Consider the following 26,257-nt stretch of genomic DNA (forward strand, 5'->3'; position numbering starts at 1 on the left):
GCCGCTTTCGAGAGGTTCCGCCGATGCCGACTTCGCCCGACCAGATGCCCGCCGTGTCCAAGGCCTTGCGCGCCGCGTTCGGGACCGAGGTGCTGGACGGCTGGACGCCGCTGTCGGGCGGGCTGTCGGGCGCGGGCGTGTGGCGGATCCGGGTGGGCGGGATCGCCTATCTGCTGAAGGTCGAGACGCCGGAGCGGGACGGCCTGCGCGATCCGCATCGCTCCTATGCCTGCATGACGCTGGCGGCGCGGGCCTGCATCGCGCCGCGTGTGCGGTACGCCGATGCGGAGGATGGGGTGGTGATCCTCGATCTTGTCGAGGCCCAGCCGATGCTGCTGGCGCGGAGCGAGTTCGTGGCCGAGCTGGCCCAGACGGTGCGGGCGTTGCACGCGATCGAGGGTTTCCCGCCGCTGGTGGACTATCTGGATGGGTTGGCGGCCTTGGTCGGGCAGGCGGAGGGGGCGGTTCCGGTCGGGGCGTTCGCGCCTTGGAGCCGGCTCTACGCGGTCTGCAAGGCGTTGGAGCCGCAGCCGGTGTCGAGCCACAACGACCTCAATCCGCGCAACATCCTGTTCGACGGCCGGCGGGTCTGGCTGATCGACTGGGAGGCGGCGTTCCGGGCGGATCGCTACGTGGACCTTGCCGCCATCGCCAACACCTACGCCGCCGACCCGGAGAGCGAGGTCCTGCTGCTGCGCACCTATTTCGGTCGCGAGGCCACGGCGGCCGAGCGGGCCAGGCTGTGGCTGTTCCGGCAGGTCAGCCATGTCTTCCACGCGGCGATCTTCCTGGCCGGACAGGCGAGGGGCGACGGCCTGGACGGTCCGGACCTCGATACGATCCACCAAGGCTTGGCCCTGGGCGAGCCGCTGCTGGACACGCCAGAGGGGCGGCGGGCCTACGGCCTGGCGCGGCTGCGGACGGTTACGGCGAACCTGGGCTCGGACGCCTTCGACGCGGCGGCGCGGGTCGCGGTCTAGGGATTGATCCGGCAGGCCACGGTCTTCCAGCCGTCATCCGTCTTGCGGTGATAGCAGGTGCCGTAGGCAGCCTGGCGGCCATCGGCGCGCGGGCCGCCCTTGGTCAGGGCCCAGGGGGCGGGGCCGATCAGGATCATGTCCGTGGTGTCGGCCTGCCTCCCGCAGACGCCCCACCAGCGGATGTGATAGCCGCCGGCGATCCCCGGCCCATAGGCCTCGCCCTCCAGCTGGGCCTTGCGCTCCACGCCCGGCGGGACGCCGAAGCGGTCGACACCGGGACGGGCGGGCAGGGCCTGCAGCGCGCAGATCTCGGCCCGCCGCGCGCCCGTCGGCCCGCAGGCCGTCAGCAGCAGAAGCGGCAGGACGAGCGCTAGACGCCTCACCGTTTCCGCTTGGGCCCCACGTGGTCGAAGGCCCGCGGCATGTCGGTGGTCTTGTGACCGCGGCCCGACAGGCTGGGATTGGTCATGAAGTAGTCGTGGGCCGAGAAGGCGCCCTTGCTGTTCCAGGCCGGGTCGCGGGCATAGTCGCCCTCGCTGTCCAGCTTCCAGCTCTGGGCCTCGTCATTGAGGTTGGCGACCATGATCTGGTCCAGCACCTGCTGGTGCACGGTCGGGTTCTCGATTGGCACCAGGCTCTCGACGCGGCGGTCCAGGTTGCGCGGCATCCAGTCGGCCGAGCTGATGAACAGGCGCGTCTGGGCCGAGGGCATCGGCCCGCCATTGGCGAAGGCGATGATGCGGGCGTGCTCCAGGAAGCGGCCGACGATCGACTTGACCCGGATGTTCTCCGACAGGCCCTTGATGCCCGGACGCAGGCAGCAGATGCCACGCACCACCAGGTCGATCTGCACGCCGGCCTGGCTGGCGGCGTACAGCGCGTCGGTCACCTGCGGATCGACCACCGAGTTCATCTTGGCCCAGATGCCGGCCGGCTTGCCGGCGCGCGCCGCGTCGGCCTCGGTCTCGATCATCCGCAGCAGGTCGGGCTTCAGCGTATGGGGCGAGAACGACAGCTTCTCCAGCCGCCCGGGCTGGGCGTAGCCGGTGATGAAGTTGAACAGCTTGCCGCCGTCGCGCCCCAGGGCCGGGTCGCAGGTGAAGAGGGACAGGTCGGTGTAAACCCGCGCGGTCTGCGGGTGATAGTTGCCGGTGCCGAAGTGGCAGTAGGTCCGCAAGGACTGGTCGGCCTCGCGGCGCACCACCACCGACAGCTTGGCGTGGGTCTTCCAGTCGACGAAGCCGAACACCACGTGCACGCCGGCCCGCTCCAGGTCGCGCGCCCATTTGAGGTTATTCTCCTCGTCGAAGCGCGCCTTGATCTCGACCAGGGCCGTGACGTTCTTGCCGTTGTCGGCCGCCTCGATCAGGGCCGCCACGATCGGGCTGTCCTTGGAGGTGCGGTACAGGGTCTGCTTGATCGCCAGCACGTTGGGATCGCGCGCGGCCTGGCGCACGAACTGCACCACCACGTCGAAGCTCTCGAACGGGTGGTGGACGAGAATGTCCTTCTCGCGGATCGCCGCGAAGCAGTCGCCGCCGTGGTCGCGGATGCGCTCGGGGAAGCGGGCGTTGAAGGGCGGGAACTTCAGGTCCGGACGGTCCGGCGGGATCAGCTCCGACATCTGGGCCAGGCCCAGCTTGCCGTCGACCAGCACCACGTCTTCCGGCTCGGCGCGCAGGCCCTCGATGATGAACTCGCGCAGGTCCGGCGGCATGGTGGTCTGGATCTTGACCCGCACCACGCGGCCCAGGCGGCGCTTCTTCAGCCGCGCCTCGAACTCGCGCACCAGGTCTTCGGCCTCTTCCTCGATCTCCAGGTCGCTGTCGCGGATTAGGCGGAACAGACCCCGGCCCTCGACCTCGTAGCCGGGGAACAGGTGGTCCAGGAACAGGATGATGAAGCTTTCCAGCGCCACGATCTTGCGCTGGCGCTTCTTGCCGCGCGAGACGACCGAGGACAGCTCCCAGAACCGCCGCACCTGCGAGGGGATCGGGGCCAGGGCGTACAGGTGCTTGTCGTCCGAGATGCGGCGCAGCTTCAGCGCCAGGCAGAAGCCCAGGTTCGGGATGAACGGGAACGGATGGGCCGGGTCGATGGCCAGCGGCGTCAGCACCGGGAAGATCTGGTTGAGGAAGATGTCCTCGGCCAGCTTGCGGTCCTCGCCCTCGATGTCCTTGGCGTCCAGCAGCTTCAGGCCCTCGTCCCACAGCTCGGTGCGGACCTGGCGCCAGATCTTCTGCTGCTCGGTCATCAGGTCGAAGGCCGCGGTGTTGATGCGGGTCAGCTGCTCGCCCGGCGTCATGCCGTCCTGGCTGACCACCCGCACACCCTCGCGCACCTGGCCCTTCAGGCCGGCCACGCGGACCATGTAGAATTCGTCGAGGTTATTGGCGCTGATCGACAGGAACCGCAGGCGCTCGAACAGCGGGTGGCGCGGATTGGCGCTCTCTTCCAGGACCCGCTGGTTGAAGGTCAGCCACGACAGCTCGCGATTGAAGAACCGCTCGGGCGAGGCCATCCACTCGGCGTCGAGGACGAGGCCCGTCTGGCTTTCCGTCTGCGGAACATTGGCGGCGAGTGGCATGGTCACGGCGTCAGTCATGAGATCACTATAGGCAGAGTGTGTTCCGCCATGGTGAACGAGACAAGTGACGGGACGAAGACATCGTCGCAACCCTTCCCCCTTGATGGGGGAAGGGCAGGGTTGGGGGTGATGCAGCGGTTAAACCGCGCCGGCGCCTGCCGGCTCGGCAGGTCGCCCCCATCCCCAACCCTTCCCCCATCAAGGGGGAAGGGGGCTATTCGGATTCCTCGCCCTCGAAATCCCCCAGCACTTCCCGCGCCAGCGCCTTGTTTAGCTCGCGCTTGCGATCCGCCGCCGCCTCGTCCAGCAGGTCCGCCGCCGCGATCGCCTCGGCCGCCGAGCGGGGCAGGCGCGAGACCAGGTAGGGATAGAGGTCCGGATCGGGCTTCAAGAGCCGCTGCGCGAAGGCCCGCCGCAGCACCGCCTCCAGCACCACGTCGTCGGGCTCCTCGATCGTGGCCACGGACAGGGCGTTCAGCCGCGAGCGCAGGTCGGGCACCGCGCACGCCCAGGCCAGCGGCGCGACGCGGCCGGTCAGCAGCACGGTCCCGCCGTCGACCCCGGCCATGTTGAGGATGTGGAAGAGGGCTTCGTCGCTCAGCGCCTCACCGCGCCGGTCGGCGTCCTCGACCAGGATCGCCTTGCCGCGCAGGGCCGGCAGGTCGGGAGCGGCCGCCGCCGGGCCGGTGGCGTCGATGATCACCGCCTGCGCCTGCGCGGCCCAGGCCCGCGCCAGGTGCGTCTTGCCGCTGCCCGCCGGCCCGACCAGCGCCAGCCGGCCCTCAGGCCACGCCGGCCAGGCGTCCAGCCGCGCCAGGGCGTCGCTGTTCACCACCGACACGGCGAAGTCGTCCCGTCCCCAGGTCGGGGCGGCGGTCAGCGGCAGTCTGAACTGGGTGGACAAGCCTCGGGCGCCCGGCGTGGTGAACGTGTCGCTAGCCATATAGGGCGACCCGCGGGGTAGGGCGAGCGACGGGGCTGGGGATAGTGGGGATGGAAGGGAAGGGAGTGTGGATGGCAAGCTAGCGGCTAGGGCTCACGTGCGGGATGTAGCGAGATGCAGCCCTAAGCATCAGAATAAAAAACTTCCTCTCGAAGGAAGAAAAGTAATGGCGAGTTATAAGGGATATTTCGGATGAAACTTCGTTCAGAAGTATGTTTCCCCATTCGTCAGGTCTGTATCTCATGATGTTTGAGAACATATTCGATATGAGGAAATGGGTGCATATTTCTGGCATAATTATAGGGTGAAATGGATTCTCTATGTACCAGAAATCGCCACGTATATCGGTATAGATGCACGCGCCGATCTTGTGGGCTTCTTGTGCTGGAACGGATACCACGTATTTTCCGTGCCGTTCGCTGATGTCGAAGCCTGAAAATGATCGTTCGATGTCATCGCGTTCTGGGCGATGTTCGCCATTTCCGATCTGAAACTCCCATCGGACGCTACGTGTATCGTAGGCATTGACGATGTCTAATGGGTGAGCTCGACTATTCTTCCCAGTAGTCAATTTATAATATTCGGCCATCTCCGGAATCATGCTGAGAAGAGTGCCGAGGCTTGATGTGAATTTGATATTATAGAAGTCAAACACCGAGCTGGTGCAATCTTGATGTATTTCCACGCCTCGACTTTTTATAAGTTGAGTTGGGAATGATGTTAGAAGATCGCTAAAGGTTCCTCGAGCTGTGTCCCCGCCGAACTGAATTTTTATGGTGTCAGGGGAGTATGATAGGCCGTGAGAACCTGGAATGTTTCCTTTAGAGTAACGTATGGGGTTGTTGAGGACAATTATTCCATATGAATAGGCAGTTATCGCATAGAAAAAATTTAACGGCTTCACCATGAGTGAGCCGTTCTTCCCGGCTAGGTATAACTCGCGCCCCTGAGAAAAGCAGTTTTTCAATCTACTTGCTTCATCGGAATTGATTCCGGCGTTAGTGCTTTCACCGGTAGTCTTCTTTCTTAGTCTGTATAGCTTTCTAATATCCGGGCTATTCTCGAGGCTTTCTGCCAACTCCAAAACGGAATCGTCAAAATCGAGGCTGTCTAGGGAGAGAAGTTGGAGGTAGTTGTCCGAATTAATTCTTCCGTTGGCCTCCTTTACCAATACGGAGTAATTTTTCGCGGGTATAACGCCAGGTGCCTTCAGATCCGGCATTTCCTTGGCGATTTCAAATGCCTTTTGATCAGGATATGTGTCATCGCCTGACTCCTTGAGCGCCTTCCATTCGAGCTGTATTTCCCGGCGCCGCTGAACAAGCGTTTCGTAGTCAACATCTTTTGAAAATATTGGTTGGTTCGAAGCGAGGGCTCTGTCGACGCTATCCTCGACAATTTCTTCCAGCACGCCTGTATCTCCCCCCGGAGAGTTTTCGCCTTAGCGTTTAAGTGTGATGTTAGTCGGGTGATTTGAACAAGCAAGTGGCGTCGCGAATGTCAAAACTTCTGGCGAGCCTATAGTGAGGATGAGTAAGGCCCCGTTATGCCCATCTCCCCTGACCTCCTCACTTGGCGCGCTGACCTGCTCCGCTCGCCCGGCCCGCTGAACGGCCTCGCCCGCGCCACGCAGCAGCGGATCAACCGGCTGATCCCGGAGAAGGTCCACGCCGCCATCACCGCCGCCATCGAGGGGATGACGCGGGCCTTGCTGGTCGGGTCGGACTTCACGACGGGGTCGCCGCTGATCGGCCTGACCCTGGACGAGCGGCGGGCCAAGGCGGCCAAGGCGATCGACGGGTGGAAGAAGGCGGCGTCCGTCGAGGGCGGGGTCACCGGGTTCGGGGGCTTCCTGGCGGCGGCGGCCGACTTCCCGCTGCTGATGAGCTTCAAGATCAAGCTGTTGTTCGAGATCGCCGCGATCTTCGGCCATGACGGGACCGAGCTGCCCGAGCGCCTGTTCATCCTGCACATCTTCGAGCTGGCGTTTTCGGACGCCCAGCACCGGGCCGGGGTGCTGGCGGCGATGGACGACTGGGAGGCGCGGGCGCATCCCCAGCACCTGGACGACTTCGACTGGCGGGCCTTCCAGCAGCAGTACCGGGACCATATCGACCTGGCCAAGCTGGCCCAGTTCATCCCCGTGGTCGGCGCGCCGCTGGGGGCGATCGTCAACTGGCGGCTGGTCGAGCGGCTGGGCCATACGGCGGTGATGGCCTACCGGATGCGGGCGGAGCAGGGGGCGGCCTCCAGACTCCCTCTCTCATAGAAAGAGGGGATTCAGGGCGCTCTATCCTCGGAATTCGCGAGATCGAAGTCAGCGAAATCAATCGCTTGTCGATTTTAGACGCCGCTGAATGATCTGCGTTCAGAACCGCCGCACAATCATAGCCATCCCCGTCGCGGGGGAGGGCGTTTGGATCCGGCCCAAGACGGCGGCGGGGCTAGGTTGAGCGGGGCCGCTGGCGGTTCCCGAGCGGTTTCGTCAGGTTGCGTGGATTACTCTTTAGGATCGCACGCGAGTGACGGGTCGTCCGGGGCCAAAGCCATCAGCGGAGCGACAGGGCGGTGATCGTACAAGCCGCCTATCGTGGATCGTCGGGGTCGAGACGGATGTAGCCGATCGACTTGGTCCGCGCCCGTCCGGGGGCTAATGGGGACCCGAGCTGAAAGACGCTCACGCCTCCCATCCTCACGGGCAAGAACAGCCTGGCGGAGCGGTCAGCGAGCCGAAACACAACAAACCTTACGGTCCCCGGGTTCGCCCGGCCGCTCCGTCGCCTCCCCAACACCTTCAGCGGCTGGCCGCGTGAGGCGGCGAAGCCGTGAGCGCTAGAGATCCAGATCCGCCGTCGCGAACTCGGCGTTCTCCTGGATGAACCGGAAGCGCAGTTCGGGCTTGCGGCCCATCAGGGTCTCGACCAGCTCTTCCACGGTCTCCTCGTGGCGCGGCAGGGTCACGCGGGCCAGGGTGCGCTTCTTGGGGTCCATGGTGGTCTCCTTCAGCTGGGAGGCCATCATCTCGCCCAGGCCCTTGAAGCGGCCGATCTCGGGCTTCTTGCCCTTGAACACCGTGGCCAGCAGCTCGTCCTTGTGGGCGTCGTCGCGGGCGTATTCGGACTTGCCGCCATGGGCGATGCGGTAGAGCGGCGGCAGGGCCAGGTACAGGTGCCCCTGGCGGATCACGTCCGGCATGGTGCGGTAGAAGAAGGTGATCAGCAGGGATGCGATGTGGGCGCCGTCGACGTCGGCGTCGGTCATGATGATGATGCGGTCGTAGCGGAGGTCTTCCTCGCGATACTTGTTGCCGCCCTGGGCCCCCAGGGCCAGCATCAGGTCCGACAGTTCCTTGTTGGCGGTGAACTTCTCGCCGCTGGCGCTGGCGACGTTCAGGATCTTGCCGCGCAGGGGCAGGATGGCCTGGTACTTGCGGTCGCGGGCCTGCTTGGCCGAGCCGCCGGCCGAGTCGCCTTCGACGATGAACAGTTCGGCGCCGTCGACCGCGCCGCCGGCGCAGTCGGCCAGCTTGCCGGGGAGGCGGAGCTTCCGGGTAGCGCTGGCGCGGGTGACTTCTTTGTCCTTGCGGCGCTTGAGGCGTTCCTCGGCTCGCTCGATGATGAATTCCAGCAGGGCCTGGGCGTTCTTGGGGCTGGAGGTCAGCCACAGGTCGAACGGGTCGCGCAGGGCCGCCTCGACGAAGCGCTGGGCCTCGGTCGTCGACAGCTTTTCCTTGGTCTGGCCCTGGAATTCCGGGTTCTTGATGAACACCGAGATCAGGGCGCCGGCCTGGGCGACGACGTCGTCGGCGGTGATGATCGCGCCGCGCTTCTCGCCCTTGAGGTCGGCATAGGCCTTGAGGCCGCGGGTCAGGGCGGCGCGGAAGCCGCTCTCGTGGGTGCCGCCTTCGGGGGTCGGGACCGTGTTGCAGTACGACTGCATGAAGCCGTCGTGCTCGCCAAAGCCCTGGGGCGTCCAGCTGACGGCCCACTCGACCGCGCCGGCCTCGCCCTGGCGCTCGATGCGGCCCGAGAAGCTCTCGGGGGTGACGGTGTTCAGGCCCTTGGTGCGCTCGGCCAGGAAGTCGGCCAGGCCGTTGGGGAAGTGGAAGGTGGCCTCGGGCGGGGTCTGGTCATGGATCCGCGAGGGATCGCAGGACCATTTGATCTGCACGCCGCGGAACAGATAGGCCTTGGAGCGGGCCATGCGGTACAGGCGGGCGGGCTTGAAGTTGGTGCCTTCGCCGAAGATCTCGTCGTCGGGCTTGAAGCGCACCATGGTGCCCTTCTTGCGCGACGGGGCGATCTGCGCGATCGGGCCCAGCGGCTTGCCGCGCGAGAACACCTGCAGGTGCTCGAAGCCGTCGCGCCAGACGGTGACCTCCACGCGCTCGGACAGGGCGTTGACGACGCTGGCGCCGACGCCGTGCAGGCCGCCGGAGGTCTCATAGGCCTTGCCGGTGAACTTACCGCCGGCGTGCAGGACGGTCATGATGACCTCCAGCGCCGACTTGCCGGGGTACTTGGGGTGCGGATCCACGGGCATGCCGCGGCCGTCGTCCTTGACCGACAGATAGCCGTCGGCGTCGAGCTTGACCTCGATGGTCTTGGCGAAGCCGGCGACGGCCTCGTCCATCGAGTTGTCGAGCACTTCGGCGAACAGGTGGTGCAGCGCCCGCTCGTCGGTGCCGCCGATGTACATGCCGGGGCGCTTGCGGACGGGCTCCAGCCCTTCCAGCACCTCGATGTCGGCGGCGGAGTATTCGCCGGGCGCCGAGGTCTTGGCGGGCGAGGGCGGCGGGGCCGCCTTGCTCGACGGGGGCGGCGGCGGCATCGGACGCGGCGTCGGCTCGACGTGCGGCTCCACGCTGGCCTGGAACGGCGCGGCGGGGACGGGCGCCAGGGCGTCGTCGTCGAATAGCGAGGGGGTCTTGTCGGAGGACATCAGGAGGAGTCTTAAGCGATTCGAACGCGGGGGCCTCGTATGGGCTCGCGGGCTTCCCCTGAAAAGCGAAATCCGCCCCCAGCCTTTGCCAGGGGCGGATCGGGTCTTAGCGGTAGGCGGGCGGGTAACCGCTGCCGTCGGTGGCGGCGTAGCGGTCCCGCAGCTGGGTCTGGCGGCTGTCCTGCGGCTGCTCGACGCCGCCGACGAAGACGTTCAGCGGCCAGCTGGTCGTCTCCAGCGGGTCGCCGTTCCAGACCACGATGTCGGCGATCTTGCCCACGTCCAGCGAGCCGATCTTGCCGTCCTGGCCCCAGATCTTGGCCGGGGTCAGGGTCACGGACGCCAGACCGGCCGCGTAGGGCAGACCGTTGGCGACCGCGAGGCCGGCGTTGAGCCGCTCCTGGCGCAGGTTGTTGAAGTCGCGAGCGCCGTTGATGGCGACCGTGACGCCCGCCGCGTTCAGGCGGGCGGCGTTGTCCAGCCGCGAGCCCAGGGCCTCGAAGCTGTCGGGCAGGTCGGCCTGCGGATCGACGATGACCGGCACGCCGGCCTTGGCGATCTCGGGGGCGACCATCCAGCCTTCCTCGACGCCTTCGAGGACGATGCGGATCTTCTCGTCGGCCGCCAGCTTCAGGGCCTGGCGGATGTCGGCGGCGCGGGAGACGCGGATCAGCAGCGGCGTCTTGCCCTGCACGACCGGGATCAGGGCCGCCAGATCCAGGCGCGAGAGGCCGAAGTCGCGGGTGGCGCCCTGCTCGAAGGCCGCGCGACGGCTGGCGAAGGCGCGGGCGTCCTCCAGGGCCGAGCGGATCAGGACGAGGTCGGCGCCGCGCGAGCCGCCGGCGGCGCGGGCTCCGCTCTCGCCCAGCGAGACGGTGACGGCCAGCTTGGAGGCCTCGACGATGTCGCTGGCGCCGGCCTTGAGGCGGATGAACGCCGCCTGGCCGCCGAACAGCGGCGGGTCGCCGTCGCCGGTGTGGCCGGCGGTCATCTCCTCGACCACGCCATCGTCGGCATGCTCGTGAGCGCCGCCGCCGGTCCCGGACAGCACCGGCACGACGGCCGAGCTGGTGACGCCGCCGTCGCGGGCCAGGCCCAGCATCGGCGAGGCCGGGTTGACGCCGTAGCTGATGTCGAAGGCGGCGCTCAGGGCGCTGCCGGTGCCGTCGTCGCGGGTCTCGCGGACGCCGCTGACTTCGGAGGCGCCCAGGTTCGAGGACGGCGCGACCAGGCCGGGCGTGACGACACCGCCCTTGGCGTCGATCACCTTGGCGCCGGCCGGGACCGTCACGCTGGCGCCGACGGCGGCGATCTTGCCGTCCTTGATCACCAGGGTCCCGTTCGGGATCGCGGCGCTGGAGACCGGCTCGATGCGGGCGTTGACGATGGCGACCGTCTGGGCCGCGGCGGGGAGGGCCAGGGCGCAGGCGGCGCTGGCCAGAAACAGTGACCGGATCATCAGTTGAACGCTCCCTGGCCGGGCTGGCCGAGCTCGAAATCGGACTTGGGCTGGAAGCGCTTGTCCTGGCGGTCATAGATCAGCGCGCCGTCGATGAAGACCTTCTCGGCCTGGGCGTAGACGCTGAACGGGTCGCGGCTCCAGACCACCAGGTCGGCGGCCTTGCCGGGCTCGATCGAGCCGGTCTTGTCGCCGATGCCCATGGCCTTGGCCGGGTTGGCGGTGATCCACTTGATCGCTTCGGATCGAGGAATGTCGTAGCCGAGCTTGGCGCCCGCCGTCATGGCGATGGCGGCTTCCTGGTTCAGCCGCTGGGTCATGATCGGATCGTCGGAGTGGATGACGACGCAGGCGCCATTCTTCCACAGGATGGCGGCGTTGGCGTCGATGCCGTCCAGGCTTTCCATCTTGAAGCCGGTCCACGAGGCCCAGGTGGCCGAGCAGATGCCTTCCTTCGCTAGCAGCGGGGCGATCTTGTAGCTCTCCACCGCGTGGTGGAACATCGTGATCTTGTAGCCAAACTCCTTGGCGATATCGATCATCACCGCTTCCTCATCGGCGCGGTAGCAGTGGTTCTGGACCAGGATGTCGCCCTTCAGGACGCCGGCCAGGGTCTCCAGCTGCAGGTCGCGTTTGGGCGCATCGGCCTTCTCGCCCTTCTGCTGCTTGGCGCGATAATCATCCCACTTGCGGGCGTAGTCGGCGGCGTCGATCCAGGCCTTGCGATAGCCGAAGACGTTGCCCATCGCGGTCGAGGGCGACCGGCTCTTGCCGCCATAGACGCGCTTGGGGTTCTCGCCGCAGGCCATCTTCAGGCCGTAGGGCGCGTCGGGGAACTTCATGCCCTGCATGGTCAGGGCCGGCACGTTCTTCAAGGTCACCGAGCGGCCGCCGAACAGGTTGGCCGAGCCGGGGAGGATCTGCAGCGTGGTGACGCCACCGGCGCGGGCCCGGTTGAAGCCGGGATCCTGCGGCCAGACCGAGTGCTCGGCCCAGACCTGGGCCGTGTTGGGATCGGTGGCCTCGTTGCCGTCCGAGCGCGCCTGGACGCCGGGGGAGGGATAGACGCCCAGGTGGCTGTGGGCGTCGATGATGCCGGGGGTGATCCACTTGCCCTTGGCGTCGATCACCGCGATGTCGGCCGGGATGGGGGTCTCGGGACCGCCGACGGACGAGATCTTGCCGCCGGACACGAAGACGACGCCGTTCTCGATCTGCTGGCCGGTGGCGGTCAGGATCGTGGCGCCGACGAAGGCCGTGGCGCGCGAGGGCAGCGGGGCGTAGGTCGACGGGAAGCCGGTCGAGGCCTGGCCGTCCAGGCCCTTGGGCAGCGGCTTGGCTTCGGCCTTTTCCGGCGCCTTGGCAGCGGGCTTGGCGGGCGCTGTCGTCCCGGTCGTCGCACAGGCCGAAAGGCTAAGCGCCAAGAGGCTCGTGGCCATCGCCACGGAACGCCATCTGATCATGAAAAACCCCGACTCTCGAAGAGGCGGGAAGGACAGACGAAAAGAACCACGCTATCAAGTCGAACAGCGTCCGACGGACGCATTTACGGCAAATTTGTTGCGCGGCACGCTTTTGGCGGCGCGCCTATCGGAGGTCGTCCATGCGCCGTCTGCTCGCCTGTCTCGCCATGATCGTGCTGACCGCCTGCAGCGCGCCGGCTTCGGGTGGCGGTACGCCGCCGGCTCAATCGCCGCGCACCCCGGTGGCCGAGGGCGGCATGTGTGGCGGCTTCGCTGGCTTCCAGTGCCAGGCCGGCCTGACCTGCCAGATGGAAACCAATGCCTGCCGCACCATCGCCGACGCGGCGGGGACTTGCCGCAAGAAGCCGCAGGTCTGCCCGATGATCTACAAGCCGGTCTGTGGCTGCGACGGCAAGACCTACGGCAATGCCTGTCAGGCGTCCGGGGCCGGTGTCAGCGTCGCCTCCGAAGGCGAGTGCAAGGCCTAGGGGATGCGGCTGAGCCTGGGCCGGTAGGACCAGCTCTCGACCTCGACGTGCTCGACCAGGGCGGCGGCCTTGCCCAGCAGGGCGGGGCGGCCGGCCAAGTCCACCCAGCTCTGGCGCGGGACCAGCGCCAGGTAGGCGCCCGATGATCCGCCACTGACCGTGCGGTACCAGGCGGCTTGACCCTTCGGCTCGCGGCTCAGCGCCGTCTCGAAGGCCGCGACGTTCTTGGGCGCGACGGTCACGGCGAAGGCGTCCAGCACGGCGGTCGGCTTGCGGTCCTCCAGCGTGCGGGCCGTGCTGACTTCGGGCCAGTACTCGAGCGCAGAATAGGTCCGCGCCTTGGCGAACGGCAGCACCCTGGCCTCCATGTCGGCGCCGTCGCCGGCTGGATCGACGCGCTGGTCCATCGCCGAGAACGGGATGCCGAAGGTCCCGTCGATGAAGAGCCCGGTCCGCGGACCGCTGGTCACGTACCAGCCGTACCAGGGCAGCGGATCCTTGTGCTCGGCGTGCCAGGCGAGGTGCGCGGCATAGCCGGCCTCGAAGGCGTCTTCCTTTCCGCGATCGATGTCGTAGGCGAACAGGAAGGCGGCTTGGGCGATCAGGAGCAGAGAGGTCATGCGCCAGACCTAGCGGCGAACGGCGTTCGGGAATATTTCGAACGAAGAGCGTCATTCTTTCGGATAGCGAAATCATGCGGCACGCGGACCTGCGCCGGGCGGCGGTGTTCCACGCGGTGGCGGCGGCGGGCGGCATCGCCGCCGCCAGCCCGCGCCTGGGCAAGTCGCCGCCGGCCATCCACCACGACCTCAAGCGCTTCGAGGCCGAGATCGGCCGGCCGTTGTTCGAGCGGGCGGGCAGGGCGCTGCGGCTGACGGCGGCGGGGCAGGCGCTGTTCGAGACCGTCGGCCGGGCCCTGGACGAGGTCGAGCGCACCCGGATGCGGCTGGCGCAGGAGGATCCGGCCCTTCGGCCGCTGCGGATCGCCACCGTCTCGGCGTTCGGCCGCTATCGCCTGGCGCCATGCCTGATGGCCAGCCTGCCCGTCGATCGCCCGTTGGAGCTGACCTTCGGCGCGCACGAGACGGTGCTGGCGGCGGTGTCGAGCGGCGCCGCCGATCTGGCAGTAACCTATCGCCCGGTCACCGCTGCGCCGGTGCAGTCCAAACCGTTGGCGCAGGAGGAGATCGTCCTGGCCGTGGCCCAGGGCGCCCCGGCGCCGGCGGACCTCGCCGCCATGGCGACCACGACCTTCGTCACCTACGACGAATACAAGTTCGTCTTCGGCCACTGGTTCGAGACGGTGTTCGGCCGTCAGCCCGATGCTTTGCGCCGCCTGGACCACACCGGCGAGATCGAGGAGGCGATGGAGAGCTGCGCCGCCGGGCGCGGGGCGATCATCGCGCCGCTGGACTTGGTTCAGGCCCCTGCGTGGCGGGAGCGGGTCCGCGTGATCCGGCCGCCCGGCTTGCCGGTCTGCGTCAACACCCTGCATCTCCTGGGTCTGGGCGCGGCGCTCGTGTCGGCCGATGCTGACACCATCCGGTCCGCGCTGGCGGTAGGAGAAGGCTCATGACCCAGATCGTTCGACGCGACGTACTGGTCGGCGGCCTCGCCGTCGCCGCCCTCGCGACCATAGCCCATGCCCAGGAGAAGACGCCCATGTACGGACTAATCGGACAGATGCTGGCCGCGCCCGGCAAGCGCGACGAGCTGCTGGCCATCCTGGGCGAGGGCGTGAACGACATGCCCGGCTGCCTCAGCTACGTGATCGCCAAGGATCCGGCCAACGCCGATGCGATCTGGATCACGGAGGTCTGGACCGACAAGGACGCCCACGCCGCGTCGCTGAAGTTGCCGGCGGTGCAGGCGGCGATCGCCAAGGCCCGGCCGATCATCGCCGGCTTCCCGCAGCACTTCGAGACCATCCCGGTCAGCGGCCACGGCCTGAAGTAGCGATCAAAAGAAAAGGCCGCGGATCGCTCCGCGGCCTTTCCAGTTTCTGAGGACCCGAAGGTCTTAGAAGCGAGCGTCCAGCGAGATGCCGACCACGCGCGGTTCGTTGACGAACGCGGTCAGGTTGTTGAAGTCGATCGCGCCCTTGATGTTGCTCTCGTTGGTGATGTTGCGGGCGAAGGCCGCCACTTCCCAACCGCCGGCCTTGTTGGCGTAGCCCAGCTTCAGGCCGCCCTCGAAGTCGCCCTTCGAGTAGAACTCCTTCGACTGGTACAGGAACAGGTTCGTGTAACCCTGGACCTTCCAGTCGGTGAAGGCGAACAGCTCGCCCGAGGCGATCGGGTAGGAATAGCGGGCCGTGAAGTCGAAGGTGTACTTCGGCGCGTTCGGGAACGGGTTGCCGTTCACCAGGGCCAGGCCGCCGGCGGTCAGCTGATCGGTGACGGTGCAGGCGGCGCAAGGCGCGACGGCCAGCGTGCTGTCCTTGATCTTGGTGTGGGCGTAGCTGTAGCCGGCCGTGACCACGAAGTTCTCGGTGACCGCGAACTCGCTGTCCAGTTCCAGGCCGTAGGCCTCGCCCTTCTTGGCGTTGATCAGGCGGTTGGAGTTGCTGCCGCCGCCGACCGCGCTGAACTGCGGGTCGTCGATGGTGTAGGCGAACACCGCGCCGTTCAGGCGCACGCGGCGCTCGAACAGCTCGCTCTTCAGGCCCAGCTCGTAGGACATGATGGTTTCGGACTTGGCGGCCGAGGCCGGCGAGCCGAAGGCGATGTCACGACCCTGGATCGACGGGCCGCGGAAGCCCGAAGCGACCTTGGCGTAGACGCTGACGTCCTCGTCGATCTTGTAGAAGGCCGACAGGTCCCAGGTGACCTTGGAGTCCGACACGGCGACCGAAGGCGCGGGGTTCGGGCCGGAGACGACGTTCATGTCCTTGTCGTCGTCGGTGTAGCGCAGGCCGCCCGTCAGGGTCAGCTGGTCATTGACCTTGTACGAGGCCTGACCGAACGCGGCCCAGGCCTTGTTCTTCTGGCGCAGGGTGGTGGCCGGCATGAAGAACGGGTCGGTGCGGATGTCGTACTTGGTGTCGAAGTAGAAGCCGCCGACTTGCCAGCTCAGCGGGCCGTCGGTGTCGCTGGCCAGGCGCACTTCCTGCGTCCACTGGAACAGGTTCTTGATGCCGTCCTGGGTGTCCGACTGGAACGGGATGAAGCCCGGGCCGCCCGGATTGCCGCCGTCGATGTCGCCCAGGCTGTAGCCGTGGGTGTTCTCGTAGGCGGTGATCGAGGTCAGCTTGGCGCCGTCGAAGTCGTACTCGATGTTGGCCGAGCCGCCGTAGCCCTTGTACTTCTGCGGGTTGTTGGCGGCGTTGCTGTAGGCGACCGAGTCACGGTCGTAGTTGCTGTTGAGCTTGTTGGAACCCTTGGTCAGCACGTTGGCGCGGAACACGGCGGCGGTGCCGTCCAGGTCGCGGGCGTGGACGTTGAACAGGGCGCTCAGCTTGTCGTTCGGCGTGACCAGAACCTGCAGGCGCGCGGCCTTTTCGTTGAAGCCACCCAGCGCGTTGTCCTTCTTGGTGAAGGTATTGTCGATCCAGTCGTCGCGGCGCTGGTACAGCACCGAGGCGCGGGCCGCGACCTTGCCGGGGACGATGGCGCCGCCGATGCCGCCGTCGAACGTGAATGTGTTGTAGCTGCCGTACGAGGCCGTGGCGCGACCCTTGATCTCGTCCGACGGCTTGATGGTGTCGAACTTGACGATGCCGGCAGTGGTGTTGCGGCCAAACAGCGTGCCTTGCGGGCCGCGCAGGACTTCGACGTGGTCGAGGTCATAGATCGGCGAACTCTTCAGGACGACGTTCTCGAGGACGACGTCGTCCTGGATGATCGACACGGGCTGCGAGGCGGCCAGGTCGAAGTCGGCGTTGCCCAGGCCGCGGATGTAGAAGCGCGGGGCGGCGCGGCCGTTCGAGGACTCGGCGTACAGGCCCGGGGCCTTGCCCGACAGGGTCAGGATGTCGTCGCCGGCTGCGAAGGCCGACTGCAGGCGCTCGCCACCGATGGCGGCGACCGAGACCGGGACGTCCTGGAGGTTTTCACTGCGCTTCTGGGCGGTGACGACGACTTCGCCGACGGTGACGTCCTGGGCGAAGGCCGAGCCGGCGGCGAGCGAGACCGCCAGGGCGGTCAGGCCGCACGACACCGTGAGCGCGCGACGGAAAGAGCGGTTGGAGAGCATGGAGACATCCTGTGCTGATGAGGACCGCTCGCCGACTCTGACCGGGGCGTTAACGGCGCTGCTATTGCGCTGCGATAAGCGAAACAGCGGCTCTTCGGATATCTTGCTTTGCTCGAAAACGGCCGTTTGGAGCCGATTACGTCGATTATGTTGCGAAGTTGCGACAATTTTGTTCAGGCGGCGCCTGGTAAGTAATAAGTTATTCTACTTACTGGCCTTGTTGACCTTGCGGCGCCCACGAAAAAGGGCCGGAGATCGCTCTCCGGCCCTCGTCGTTGCTTTGACCGCTTAAGCGATTAGCACTTGTAGTACATCTCGAATTCGACCGGGTGCGGGTGCAGTTGCAGGCGCATCACCTCTTCCATCTTCAGCTCGATGTAGCTGTCGATGAAGTCGTCATCCATGACGCCGCCGGCCTTCAGGAAGGCGCGGTCCTTGTCCAGGCTTTCCAGGGCTTCGCGCAGCGAGCCGCAGACTTCCGGGATCTTCTTCTGCTCGCGGGGCGGCAGGTCGTACAGGTTCTTGTCGGCGGGAGCGCCCGGATCGATCTTGTTGATGATGCCGTCCAGGCCGGCCATCAGCAGGGCGACGAAGGTCAGATAGGGGTTGCCCATCGGGTCGGGGAAGCGAGCTTCCAGACGCTTGGCCTTCGGCGAGTCGACGTGCGGGATGCGGATCGAGGCCGAGCGGTTGCGCGAGCTGTAGGCCAGCTTCACCGGGGCTTCGTAGCCGGGCACCAGGCGCTTGTACGAGTTCGTCGTCGAGTTCGAGAACGCGTTGATGGCCTTGGCGTGCTTGATGATGCCGCCGATGTACCACAGGCACTCTTGCGAGAGGCCGGCGTACTTGTCACCGGCGAACAGCGGCTTGCCGTTTTCCCAGATCGACTGGTGGACGTGCATGCCCGAGCCGTTGTCGGCGAACATCGGCTTGGCCATGAAGGTGGCCGTCTTGCCGTAGGCGGCGGCGACGTTGTGGATGACGTACTTGTAGAGCTGCATCCGGTCGGCCATCACGACCATGGTGTCGAACTTCAGGCCGAGTTCGTGCTGGGCCGGGGCCACCTCGTGGTGGTGCTTTTCCGGCTTCATGCCCAGTTCGCCCATGACGGCCAGCATTTCGCCGCGCAGGTCTTGGGCCGAGTCGACCGGGTTCACCGGGAAGTAGCCGCCCTTGGGGCCCGGGCGGTGGCCCATGTTGCCTTCCGGATAGACCTTGCCCGAGTTGACCGGCAGTTCGGTCGAGTCGAACGAGTAGCCGGTGTCGTGCGGAGCCGTCGACCAACGCACGTCGTCGAAGATGAAGAACTCGGCTTCCGGACCGAAATAGACGGTGTCGCCGATGCCGGCCGACTTCACGTAGTTCAGCGCGGCCTTGGCGATCGAGCGCGGGTCGCGGTTGTAGGGGGTGCCGGTGTCAGGGTTCACGACGTCGCAGAACAGCGCCAGGGTCGTCTGCTGGTAGAACGGGTCGATGATCGCGCTATCCAGGTCTGGGCGCAGCTTCATGTCCGACTCGTTGATGGCCTTCCAGCCGGCGATCGACGAACCGTCGAACATCGTGCCGTCGTTCAGGAAGTCATCGTCAACCAGGTCGATGTCGAACGTGACGTGCTGCAGCTTACCGCGCACGTCGGTGAAGCGGACGTCGACGTACTTGACGTCCTTTTCCTTGATCAGGTTCAGGATATCCTTGGCGGTAGTCATTCCGTATCCCCTTTGTAGAGTCTGTAGCTATTGCGACCGGGCCTTAGACGGCGGCCGGGCCGGTTTCTCCGGTTCGGATGCGGATGACTTCCGCGATCTCCGAGACGAAAATCTTGCCGTCGCCGATGCGGCCCGTGCGGGCGGCGCGGGTGATGGCTTCCAGCGCGGGTTCCAGCTGGCTGTCCTCGACGACCACCTCCACCTTGATCTTGGGGAGGAAGTCCACGACGTACTCGGCGCCGCGATAGAGTTCGGTGTGGCCCTTCTGACGGCCATAGCCCTTGGCTTCGAGCACGGTCATGCCCTGGACGCCCATGTCCTGCAGGGCCTCCTTCACCTCATCCAGCTTGAACGGCTTGATGACGGCTTCGATCTTCTTCATCGGTTCCACTCGGTCCCGTCGGCGGCGAACCGCCTTCACTGAGCGGGCAACCATCACGCCGTCCGGAGCGTCGCAAGCGAGGGCCTGCGACAAACCTGACCGAACGGTTGACTTCCAGGCATGTGATTAAATCTTGGGCGTCTGGCGCCGTCGAAATGTGCATTTTCGGAATGGCCGCCAAATGGCCTTGCGGCATGCGGTTTCGCGCCTACGATCGCGCCCAACGATCGTTTGAATGGGGGTGAACGTGCGCGACGACACGCCGGTTTTGATTGGCGCGGGCCAATTCACGTATCGAGGCGAGCCGGGAAATTCACCATCTCCGCTGGAATTGCTGAAAACTGCGGCGGATAGAGCGGTTCTCGATGCCGGGCTGAAAGGGTCGGTTCTTGCCGATCTCGACGCTTTGGCGGTCGTTGCGTTCAGCATCGACGCCCCGGGAGGGCTGTCGAAGTTGCCGTTGCCGCGTCTGGCGGATCCGCCGGCCTCGCTGGCGCGGGCGGTCGGCGCGGCGCCGGGGTGGAGCGTCTACACCGAGACCGGCGGCAACAGCCCGCAGCAGGCGGTCAATATCGTCTGCGAACGGATCGCCCAGGGCGAGTCGAGCCTGGCCCTGGTGACGGGCGCCGAATTCCTGGGTTCGCTGATGAAGAGGATGAAGGGCGGCCTGGGCTTCGAGGGCTGGGGCGACGACATCACCAGTACGCCAAAGCGCATCGGCGATCCGCGTCCGGGCGTCACCCGGCAGGAGGGCGCGCACGGCTTGGGCTATCCGGTGAACACCTATCCTCTGTTCGAGAACGCGCTGCGGGCGCGGGACGGGCGGTCGCTGGCGGATCACCAGAAGCAGTTGGGCGAATTCTTCGCGCCTTTCACCAAGGTCGCCGCCGCCAATCCCCACGCCTGGTTCCCGGTCGAGCGTTCGGCCGAGGAACTAGTCACCGTAACCGACCGCAATCGGATGGTCGGCTATCCGTACCCGAAGTACCTGAACGCCGTTATGGAGGTGGACCAGTCGGCCGCCGTGCTGATCGCCAGCGTCGCCAAGGCGCGTGAGCTGGGCGTGCCGGAAGACAAGTGGGTGTTCCTGCACGGCTGCGCCGACGCCTCGGACCTCTGGTATCCGCTGGAACGGCAGGACTATCACTCCAGTCCGGCCATGCGCCTGACCGGCGAACGGGCGCTGGAGATGGCCGGGATCGGGGTCGAGGACCTCGACGTCATTGACCTCTATTCCTGCTTCCCTTCAGCGGTGCGGGTCGGGGCCGAGGAGATCGGCCTGGCCCTGGACGATCCGCGCGGCCTGACGATCACCGGCGGCCTGCCGTATTTCGGCGGGCCGGGAAACAACTACGCCCTGCACGCCATCGCCGAGATGGTCACGCGGCTGCGCGAGCGACCCGGCGCCTATGGCCTGTCGACGGCCAACGGCTGGTTCCTGACCAAGCAGTCGGTCGGCATCTATTCGACCAAGCCGGTCGAGGGGAAATGGGAGCGCCAGCCGCCGTCGGTGATCCAGGCCCAGATCGACGCCCTGCCGCATCCCGAGATCGTCGAGAAGCCTGAGGGACCGGCGACCATCGAGACCTACACCGTCGTGCACGGCCGCGAGGGTGTCCGCATGGGCATCATCATCGGTCGCGACGCGCAAGGCCGCCGCTTTGTCGCCCAGACGCCCGACGATCCCGAGGTGCTGCGCGACCTGGAAAGCCGCGAAGGCGTCGGCCGCACCGGCGTGGTCGGACCGCATCCGGACGGCGTGCGCAACCTGTTCGTCCCGGACTGAGCGCCATGAATAGAGTGCATGTGATCCGCCATGGGAAACCCGCCGCCACCTGGGGCGGCGATGACGAGGATCCAGGCCTGGACGACACGGGCCTGCTGCAGGCCCTGGCCGTCGCCAAGGAGATCCTGGCCCTGCCGGAGCGGCCGACGCGGGTGGTGTCCTCACCGCTGCGCCGTTGCCGCGAGACGGCCGAGCCGCTGGCCGACGCCTTGGGCGTGGAGATCGTCATCGATCCGCGCGTCGGCGAGATCCCGACCCCGGCGGCGCTGAGCCACGAAGAACGGCCCGCCTGGTTGCGCCAGGCCTTTGGCGGTCGCTGGGACGAGATCCAGGGCGACCTGGACTATGTCGCCTGGACGCAAGGCGTCGCGGCAGCGCTGCGCGAGCACGCGGGCGCGGCGGTGTTCAGTCACTTCGTCGCCCTGAACGCGGCGGTCGGCGTCGCGACCGGCCAGGCCGAGGTCATGGCGTTCCGGCCCGACCACTGCTCGCGCACCGTCTTCGGGATCGAAGGCGACCGCTTGATCCTGGTGGAGAAAGGGCGTGAAGCTCAGAGCCAGGTGCTGTGAAGGAGTAGGCGTGGCGCGAGAGATTTTGACGGTCGCCCAGATGGCCGCGGCCGACCGCGCCGCCGTCGAGCGCGGCACGCCGACGCCGGTCCTGATGGAGCGAGCCGGGGAGGCGGTGGCCCAGGCCGTTCGCGCCCGCTACGCCCGACGCCCCGTGGTGATCTGGTGCGGCCCCGGCGACAACGGCGGTGACGGCTATGTCGCCGCCCGTCACCTGCGCCGGCGCGGTTGGCAGGTCGTGGTCGAGGCCGCCTATCCGCCGTCCTCCGACGCCTGCCGCTGGGCCGCTTCCCGCTGGAAGGGCGAGACGCGGGCGCTGTCGACGGAGCTCTCCGGCGGCACGCTCTATATAGACGCGTTGTTCGGGGCGGGCCTGTCGCGGCCGCTGGAGGGCGAAGTCGCCAAGCTGGCGCGGGCTTCCGTCGAGCAGCCGCTGACGATCGTCGCGGTCGATACGCCGTCCGGTTTGCACGGCGACACCAGCCGACCGCTGGGCGAGACCGCCTTCCGCGCCGATCTGACCGTGACCTTCCATCGCCGCAAGCCCGCCCACGTGCTGGTCGAGGGCCGTAAGGCCTGCGGCGAGATCATCGTCGCCGACATCGGCCTGTGGCCCGGCGAGAGCGCGGACCTCTTTGAGAATGATCCGGACCTGTGGGGCAAGCGCTTCCCGTGGCCGGCGCTGGACGCTCACAAGCACACGCGCGGCCGACTCAAGGTGATCAGCGGCGAGATGTGGAGCACCGGCGCGGCGCGGCTGGCGGCGCGCGGGGCCCTGCGGATCGGCGCCGGCGCGGTGACCCTGCTGTCGCCGCCGGGCGCCCTGGCGGTCAATGCCGCCCACCTGGAGGCGATCATGCTGGCGCCGTTCGGGGCGGAGGCCGACCTGGCCGTCGCCGCCGAGGATGCCGACGCGGTGATCATCGGTCCGGCCGCCGGGGTAGGGGAGGCGACCGCACAAAACCTGCAGGCCCTGGCCCAGACCGGCGCGGCCCTGGTCGTCGACGCCGACGCCCTCACCAGCTTTCGGCACGACGTCGAGACCCTGTTCGCCTGCCTCGATCGCGACGACGTACTCACCCCGCACCCGGGCGAGTTCGAGCGGATCTTCCCCGGCCTGCTGGGACGGTCGCCCGAGCGCATCGCCGCGACTCGCGAGGCGGCTAGGCGGGCAGGGGCCGTCGTCCTGCTCAAGGGCCCAGACACCGTGGTCGCCGCGCCCGACGGCCGGGCGGCCGTGTCGCTGAATGGCTCGCCCTGGTTGGCCACGGCCGGTTCGGGCGACGTGCTGGCCGGCTTCATCGGCGGCCTGATCGCCCAGGGCATGGACAGCTTCGAGGCCGCCTGCGCCGGGGCCTGGATCCACGCCGAATGCGGCGCCCGCCACGGCCCTGGCCTGATCGCCGAGGACCTGCCGGATCTCGCGCCCGCCGTGCTGAGCGAGCTTTACGCGCGACGCTGACCGGGACTTGCGCGGCGGGGGTTAAGTCCGTAATCCCCCTCGCACGCGGATGTGGCGAAACTGGTAGACGCACTAGATTTAGGTTCTAGCGCCGAGAGGCGTGGAGGTTCGAGTCCTCTCATCCGCACCAGACGCCTCGTGACGGCCTGCTCAAAAGACCGGGCAAGCTGTCACGAGTTTTACTTATCGCGCTCTTGGATGCTCGCGCACGTCGTGACATAAGGGCGCTCTTTCGCCGCCCCGGCCTCGCGGGCGGCGTCGATCTTTGGACCCCAGGGCGGAGCTCGGGCGCTCGGCGCCTCGGACCCGAGAATTAAAGAATGTCGATGCAGATCGTTGAAAAGTCGGGCGAAGGCCTCAGCCGCGTGTTCGGTGTCACGGTGCCCGCGAGTGAACTGGCCACGCGCCTGGAAGCGCGCATCGCCGAAGTCGCGCCGCAGATGAACGTGAAGGGCTTCCGTCCCGGCAAGGTGCCGACGGCCCACGTTCGCCGCCTGTACGGCAAGGGCCTGATGGGCGAAGTCATCGAGCAGGCTCTGAACGAGACGACCTCGAAGGTCCTGGAAGAGAACAAGCTGCGTCCGGCCGGTCAGCCCGAGCTGAACCCGACCTCGGACATGGACAAGGTCATCAACGGCGGCGAAGACCTGGTCTTCGATCTGGCCGTCGAAGTGATGCCGGAATTCGAACCGATCGACCCGACGTCGATCGAACTGGTCAAGCCGGTCTACAAGGTCGGCGACGAGGAAGTCGAAGAAGCCCTGGCCGAGCTGGCCAAGCAGGCCCGCACCTATGAGCCGCGCACGGGCAAGAGCCTGAAGGCCAAGGACGGCGACCAACTGCTGATCGACTTCGTCGGCACGATCGACGGCGTCGAATTCGCCGGCGGCAAGGCCGAAGGCGCCGAGCTGGTCCTGGGTTCGGGCCAATTCATCCCGGGCTTCGAAGAACAACTGGTCGGCGCCAAGCCGGGCGACGAGATCGTCGTGAAGGTGAAGTTCCCGGAAGAGTACCAAGCCGCCGACCTGGCCGGTAAGGACGCCGAGTTCGCCACCAAGGTCACCGAAGTCCGCGCGCCGGTCGACGGCAAGGCCGACGACGAGCTGGCCAAGCGCCTGGGCCTGTCGGACCTGGCCGCCCTGACCGACCTGTTGCGCTCGAACCTGGGCAGCCGCTACGAGAACAGCTCGCGCTTCAAGCTGAAGCGCGCCCTGCTGGACGTCCTGGACACCAAGCACGACTTCGCCCTGCCGCCGCGCATGGTCGACGCCGAGTTCGCCGGCATCTGGCAACAGGTCGAGGCCGACAAGGCCCGCGGCGGCCTGCCGCCGGAAGACGCCGAGAAGTCGGAAGACACCCTGAAGGACGAGTACCGCAAGATCGCTGAGCGCCGCGTGCGCCTGGGTCTGGTGCTGGCCGAAATCGGTCGCAAGAACGACGTCGTCGTCACCGACCAGGAACTGACCGACGCGATCATGCGCGAAGCCCGCCAGTACGGCGCTCAGGCCCAGCAAGTGTTCGACATGTACCGCCAGCGCGCCGACCTGCAGGCCGCCCTGCGCGCCCCGATCTACGAAGACAAGGTCGTCGACCTGATCTTCGGCAAGGCCAAGGTCGAGGAAAAGGAAGTCTCCAAGGACGAGCTCCTGGAAGAAGACGACCTGCCGGAAGGCTACGGCGGCTAAGGCCGGCGAAAGCTGAAAGAAATGAGGCGCGGCTCGCGAGGGCCGCGCCTTTTTCGTTTGGCCGCGAAACCGCCGGCTCCTTGCAACCTGTTAAGCGCCACGCGATATGCGAGAGCGACGGCGCGGCGGAGCTGATTCGTTTTCGCGCGCCCCATAAGCAAGTGTTTAGGCACACGACGAAGGGTGATCCCGATGATGTACGATCCGATGGCCACGGCCATGAACCTGGTTCCGATGGTGGTCGAGCAGACCAGCCGTGGCGAACGCGCCTTCGACATCTTCTCGCGCCTGCTGAAGGAACGGATCATCTTCCTGACCGGTCCGGTCGAGGACGGCATGGCCAGCCTGATCTGCGCCCAGCTGCTGTTCCTGGAGTCCGAGAACCCCAAGAAAGAGATCGCCATGTACATCAACTCGCCGGGCGGCGTGGTGACGGCTGGTCTCGCGATCTACGACACCATGCAATACATCAAGAGCCCGGTCTCGACGGTGTGCATGGGCATGGCCGCCTCGATGGGCAGCCTGCTGCTCGCCGCCGGCGCGCCCGGCCAGCGCATCTCGCTGCCGAACTCGCGCATCATGGTGCACCAGCCGTCGGGCGGTTTCCGCGGCCAGGCCTCGGACATCGAGCGCCACGCCGAGGACATCATCAAGACCAAGCGCCGCCTGAACGAAATCTACGTCAAGCACTGCGGCCGCACCTATGAAGAGGTCGAGCGCACGCTGGACCGCGACCACTTCATGAGCGCCGAGGAAGCCAAGGCCTGGGGTCTGATCGACCACATCAACGAAAGCCGCGACGGTCCGGACATCGCCGAATAAGGCGATCGGACGCTGAAAACGAGAAAGCCGCCGATCTTAGGATCGGCGGCTTTTTCTTTGCCCGTTTAGCTGCGACAAATCCGCTCAGGTCGCGGGGCGGCCTCGGAACACGCGGTAGCCCTTCTCGTCGGCGATCGCGAGCATCTCGGTGTCGCCCGAGGTGTCGCCATAGGCGGCCGTCAGGTGTACGTCGGGGCCGAAGGCCTCGCGCAGGCGCAGCACCTTTTCCTTGGCCCGGCAGTTGTTCCCGTCCAGCCCGCCCAGGATGCGGCCATCCTCGTTGGTCATCAGCCGCGTGCCGATCAGCATGTCGGCGCCCAGGCCCCGCGCGAACGGCGCGACGGTGATTTCGGGGGAGGCGGTTACGATGACAAGCTTGGCGCCCTTGGCCCGCCAGGACCGCCAGACGGCCAGGGCGTCGGGACGCAGCAGGGACGGGGCGTGGGTCTCGGCGAAGGCCCGCGCGTCGTTCTCGATCTGGGTGACCGTCGCGCCCTTCATGAACTCGCGAACCGCGGCGGCCTTGAGTTTCGCGCGGTTCCTGTCGAACACATAGGCGATCAGGGACGGGGTCAGGCGGATGACGCCGCGTGTCCATCTGCGGCCCGCGCGCCACTTCAGGAATGCGTTGAAACTGTCCTTCACGGTCAGGGTGCCGTCAAAGTCGAAAGCCACCAGGGCGGGCTCGTGGCCCATGTCGCCGGTCATCGGGCGCGACGCGCTCAACCCCTTGGCCATCAACGAACGCTTCGCCATAGACCTTCCATTGCCAGCCGCGCCCGCCGCGCGC

22 protein-coding genes and 1 tRNA gene are annotated in these 26,257 nt (G+C 66.7%); 11 read left to right on the plus strand and 12 right to left on the minus strand.

Features of this window, described 5'->3' with window-relative positions; all coding sequences use genetic code 11:
- Positions 1-23 precede the first annotated feature (23 nt).
- On the plus strand, positions 24-980 hold the full coding sequence (locus tag AC1RR5_RS23790) for a phosphotransferase (RefSeq protein ID WP_492925717.1): 957 nt from the start codon (positions 24-26) through the stop codon (positions 978-980).
- Here the strand turns inward: AC1RR5_RS23790 and AC1RR5_RS23795 are convergent.
- The 4 genes from AC1RR5_RS23795 to AC1RR5_RS23810 form a co-directional block, all read right to left on the minus strand.
- Positions 977-1,363, minus strand: a complete 387-nt coding sequence (locus tag AC1RR5_RS23795; RefSeq protein ID WP_492925719.1) for a hypothetical protein — start codon at positions 1,361-1,363, stop codon at positions 977-979. The genes AC1RR5_RS23790 and AC1RR5_RS23795 overlap by 4 nt on opposite strands.
- A complete protein-coding gene (locus tag AC1RR5_RS23800) occupies positions 1,360-3,585 on the minus strand; it encodes an RNA degradosome polyphosphate kinase (protein ID WP_492925721.1) in 2,226 nt (741 codons plus the stop codon). Before AC1RR5_RS23800 ends, AC1RR5_RS23795 begins: the two co-directional genes overlap by 4 nt.
- 196 nt (positions 3,586-3,781) lie before the next feature.
- The gene (gene hdaA, locus AC1RR5_RS23805) at positions 3,782-4,471 is read right to left on the minus strand and encodes a DnaA regulatory inactivator HdaA (RefSeq protein ID WP_492926017.1); all 690 of its coding nucleotides are present in this window, start codon (positions 4,469-4,471) and stop codon (positions 3,782-3,784) included.
- 118 nt (positions 4,472-4,589) lie between these two features.
- Positions 4,590-5,921 carry a YaaC family protein gene (locus AC1RR5_RS23810; RefSeq protein ID WP_492925723.1) on the minus strand — a complete coding sequence of 444 codons (1,332 nt, stop codon included), beginning with the start codon at positions 5,919-5,921 and terminating at the stop codon, positions 4,590-4,592.
- A gap of 135 nt (positions 5,922-6,056) precedes the next feature.
- Here AC1RR5_RS23810 and AC1RR5_RS23815 point away from each other — a divergent pair, with 135 nt between their 5' ends.
- Complete coding sequence (locus AC1RR5_RS23815) at positions 6,057-6,779, plus strand: EcsC family protein (RefSeq protein ID WP_492925725.1); 723 nt, start codon at positions 6,057-6,059, stop codon at positions 6,777-6,779.
- A 563-nt stretch (positions 6,780-7,342) separates the two neighbouring features.
- Here the strand turns inward: AC1RR5_RS23815 and parE are convergent.
- The 3 genes from parE to AC1RR5_RS23830 form a co-directional block, all read right to left on the minus strand.
- Positions 7,343-9,454: a DNA topoisomerase IV subunit B gene (gene parE, locus AC1RR5_RS23820; RefSeq protein WP_492926019.1), complete on the minus strand. Its 2,112-nt coding sequence runs from the start codon at positions 9,452-9,454 to the stop codon at positions 7,343-7,345.
- A 103-nt stretch (positions 9,455-9,557) separates the two neighbouring features.
- Positions 9,558-10,910 carry an amidohydrolase family protein gene (locus AC1RR5_RS23825; RefSeq protein ID WP_492925727.1) on the minus strand — a complete coding sequence of 451 codons (1,353 nt, stop codon included), beginning with the start codon at positions 10,908-10,910 and terminating at the stop codon, positions 9,558-9,560.
- Entirely contained in the window at positions 10,910-12,373 is a 1,464-nt protein-coding gene (locus AC1RR5_RS23830; RefSeq protein ID WP_492925729.1) for an amidohydrolase, read from the minus strand. The genes AC1RR5_RS23825 and AC1RR5_RS23830 overlap by 1 nt, the downstream gene beginning before the upstream one ends.
- 140 nt (positions 12,374-12,513) lie before the next feature.
- On the opposite strand from AC1RR5_RS23830, the gene AC1RR5_RS23835 reads away from it, so the two are divergent.
- A complete protein-coding gene (locus tag AC1RR5_RS23835; RefSeq protein ID WP_492925731.1) occupies positions 12,514-12,861 on the plus strand; it encodes a Kazal-type serine protease inhibitor family protein in 348 nt (115 codons plus the stop codon).
- Here the strand turns inward: AC1RR5_RS23835 and AC1RR5_RS23840 are convergent.
- Positions 12,858-13,481 carry a hypothetical protein gene (locus tag AC1RR5_RS23840; RefSeq protein WP_492925733.1) on the minus strand — a complete coding sequence of 208 codons (624 nt, stop codon included), beginning with the start codon at positions 13,479-13,481 and terminating at the stop codon, positions 12,858-12,860. The two genes, AC1RR5_RS23835 and AC1RR5_RS23840, sit on opposite strands and share 4 nt — an antisense overlap.
- Before the next feature lie 74 nt (positions 13,482-13,555).
- On the opposite strand from AC1RR5_RS23840, the gene AC1RR5_RS23845 reads away from it, so the two are divergent.
- Together AC1RR5_RS23845 and AC1RR5_RS23850 are read left to right on the plus strand one after the other, a co-directional pair.
- The gene (locus AC1RR5_RS23845; RefSeq protein ID WP_492925735.1) at positions 13,556-14,437 is read left to right on the plus strand and encodes a LysR family transcriptional regulator; all 882 of its coding nucleotides are present in this window, start codon (positions 13,556-13,558) and stop codon (positions 14,435-14,437) included.
- Positions 14,434-14,817 (plus strand): putative quinol monooxygenase, encoded by a 384-nt coding sequence (locus AC1RR5_RS23850; RefSeq protein ID WP_492925737.1) that lies wholly within the window; start codon positions 14,434-14,436, stop codon positions 14,815-14,817. The genes AC1RR5_RS23845 and AC1RR5_RS23850 overlap by 4 nt, the downstream gene beginning before the upstream one ends.
- Before the next feature lie 63 nt (positions 14,818-14,880).
- Here the strand turns inward: AC1RR5_RS23850 and AC1RR5_RS23855 are convergent, their stop codons facing one another.
- From AC1RR5_RS23855 to AC1RR5_RS23865, 3 genes are all read right to left on the minus strand, one after another.
- A complete protein-coding gene (locus AC1RR5_RS23855) occupies positions 14,881-17,055 on the minus strand; it encodes a TonB-dependent receptor (RefSeq protein WP_492925739.1) in 2,175 nt (724 codons plus the stop codon).
- A 296-nt stretch (positions 17,056-17,351) separates the two neighbouring features.
- Positions 17,352-18,761, minus strand: a complete 1,410-nt coding sequence (glnA, locus tag AC1RR5_RS23860) for a type I glutamate--ammonia ligase (protein WP_492925741.1) — start codon at positions 18,759-18,761, stop codon at positions 17,352-17,354.
- Positions 18,762-18,804: 43 nt separating this feature from the next.
- Positions 18,805-19,143 carry a P-II family nitrogen regulator gene (locus tag AC1RR5_RS23865; RefSeq protein WP_492925743.1) on the minus strand — a complete coding sequence of 113 codons (339 nt, stop codon included), beginning with the start codon at positions 19,141-19,143 and terminating at the stop codon, positions 18,805-18,807.
- 235 nt (positions 19,144-19,378) lie between these two features.
- Between AC1RR5_RS23865 and AC1RR5_RS23870 the strand changes: the two genes are divergently transcribed.
- The 6 genes from AC1RR5_RS23870 to AC1RR5_RS23895 all read left to right on the plus strand — a co-directional run bounded on the left by AC1RR5_RS23870 (position 19,379) and on the right by AC1RR5_RS23895 (position 25,467).
- Positions 19,379-20,929 carry an acetyl-CoA acetyltransferase gene (locus AC1RR5_RS23870; RefSeq protein ID WP_492925745.1) on the plus strand — a complete coding sequence of 517 codons (1,551 nt, stop codon included), beginning with the start codon at positions 19,379-19,381 and terminating at the stop codon, positions 20,927-20,929.
- A gap of 5 nt (positions 20,930-20,934) precedes the next feature.
- Positions 20,935-21,498 (plus strand): histidine phosphatase family protein, encoded by a 564-nt coding sequence (locus AC1RR5_RS23875; protein WP_492925747.1) that lies wholly within the window; start codon positions 20,935-20,937, stop codon positions 21,496-21,498.
- 10 nt (positions 21,499-21,508) lie between these two features.
- On the plus strand, positions 21,509-22,960 hold the full coding sequence (locus AC1RR5_RS23880; RefSeq protein WP_492925749.1) for an NAD(P)H-hydrate dehydratase: 1,452 nt from the start codon (positions 21,509-21,511) through the stop codon (positions 22,958-22,960).
- A 45-nt stretch (positions 22,961-23,005) separates the two neighbouring features.
- Positions 23,006-23,090: transfer RNA gene (locus AC1RR5_RS23885), tRNA-Leu, on the plus strand.
- A gap of 196 nt (positions 23,091-23,286) precedes the next feature.
- Positions 23,287-24,645, plus strand: coding sequence for a trigger factor (gene tig / locus AC1RR5_RS23890; protein ID WP_492925751.1), 1,359 nt, complete (start codon positions 23,287-23,289; stop codon positions 24,643-24,645).
- 183 nt (positions 24,646-24,828) lie between these two features.
- Positions 24,829-25,467 carry an ATP-dependent Clp protease proteolytic subunit gene (locus AC1RR5_RS23895; protein WP_199170567.1) on the plus strand — a complete coding sequence of 213 codons (639 nt, stop codon included), beginning with the start codon at positions 24,829-24,831 and terminating at the stop codon, positions 25,465-25,467.
- Positions 25,468-25,551: 84 nt separating this feature from the next.
- Here the strand turns inward: AC1RR5_RS23895 and AC1RR5_RS23900 are convergent, their stop codons facing one another.
- Positions 25,552-26,223, minus strand: a complete 672-nt coding sequence (locus AC1RR5_RS23900; protein WP_492925753.1) for an HAD-IB family hydrolase — start codon at positions 26,221-26,223, stop codon at positions 25,552-25,554.
- Between the last annotated feature and the right edge of the window lie 34 nt (positions 26,224-26,257).

This window comes from Caulobacter sp. GW821-FHT11E11, assembly GCF_058808315.1.

Excerpts from the sequence above, each read along its gene's own strand:
- AC1RR5_RS23790 (WP_492925717.1), top strand. The coding sequence starts at position 24 with ATGCCGACTTCGCCCGACCAGATGCCCGCCGTGTCCAAGGCCTTGCGC.
- AC1RR5_RS23800 (WP_492925721.1), bottom strand. The coding sequence starts at position 3,585 with ATGACTGACGCCGTGACCATGCCACTCGCCGCCAATGTTCCGCAGACG.
- AC1RR5_RS23815 (WP_492925725.1), top strand. The coding sequence starts at position 6,057 with ATGCCCATCTCCCCTGACCTCCTCACTTGGCGCGCTGACCTGCTCCGC.
- AC1RR5_RS23825 (WP_492925727.1), bottom strand. The coding sequence starts at position 10,910 with ATGATCCGGTCACTGTTTCTGGCCAGCGCCGCCTGCGCCCTGGCCCTC.
- AC1RR5_RS23830 (WP_492925729.1), bottom strand. The coding sequence starts at position 12,373 with ATGATCAGATGGCGTTCCGTGGCGATGGCCACGAGCCTCTTGGCGCTT.
- AC1RR5_RS23835 (WP_492925731.1), top strand. The coding sequence starts at position 12,514 with ATGCGCCGTCTGCTCGCCTGTCTCGCCATGATCGTGCTGACCGCCTGC.
- AC1RR5_RS23840 (WP_492925733.1), bottom strand. The coding sequence starts at position 13,481 with ATGACCTCTCTGCTCCTGATCGCCCAAGCCGCCTTCCTGTTCGCCTAC.
- AC1RR5_RS23845 (WP_492925735.1), top strand. The coding sequence starts at position 13,556 with ATGCGGCACGCGGACCTGCGCCGGGCGGCGGTGTTCCACGCGGTGGCG.
- AC1RR5_RS23850 (WP_492925737.1), top strand. The coding sequence starts at position 14,434 with ATGACCCAGATCGTTCGACGCGACGTACTGGTCGGCGGCCTCGCCGTC.
- AC1RR5_RS23855 (WP_492925739.1), bottom strand. The coding sequence starts at position 17,055 with ATGCTCTCCAACCGCTCTTTCCGTCGCGCGCTCACGGTGTCGTGCGGC.
- glnA (WP_492925741.1), bottom strand. The coding sequence starts at position 18,761 with ATGACTACCGCCAAGGATATCCTGAACCTGATCAAGGAAAAGGACGTC.
- AC1RR5_RS23865 (WP_492925743.1), bottom strand. The coding sequence starts at position 19,143 with ATGAAGAAGATCGAAGCCGTCATCAAGCCGTTCAAGCTGGATGAGGTG.
- AC1RR5_RS23870 (WP_492925745.1), top strand. The coding sequence starts at position 19,379 with ATGGGGGTGAACGTGCGCGACGACACGCCGGTTTTGATTGGCGCGGGC.
- AC1RR5_RS23875 (WP_492925747.1), top strand. The coding sequence starts at position 20,935 with ATGAATAGAGTGCATGTGATCCGCCATGGGAAACCCGCCGCCACCTGG.
- tig (WP_492925751.1), top strand. The coding sequence starts at position 23,287 with ATGCAGATCGTTGAAAAGTCGGGCGAAGGCCTCAGCCGCGTGTTCGGT.
- AC1RR5_RS23900 (WP_492925753.1), bottom strand. The coding sequence starts at position 26,223 with ATGGCGAAGCGTTCGTTGATGGCCAAGGGGTTGAGCGCGTCGCGCCCG.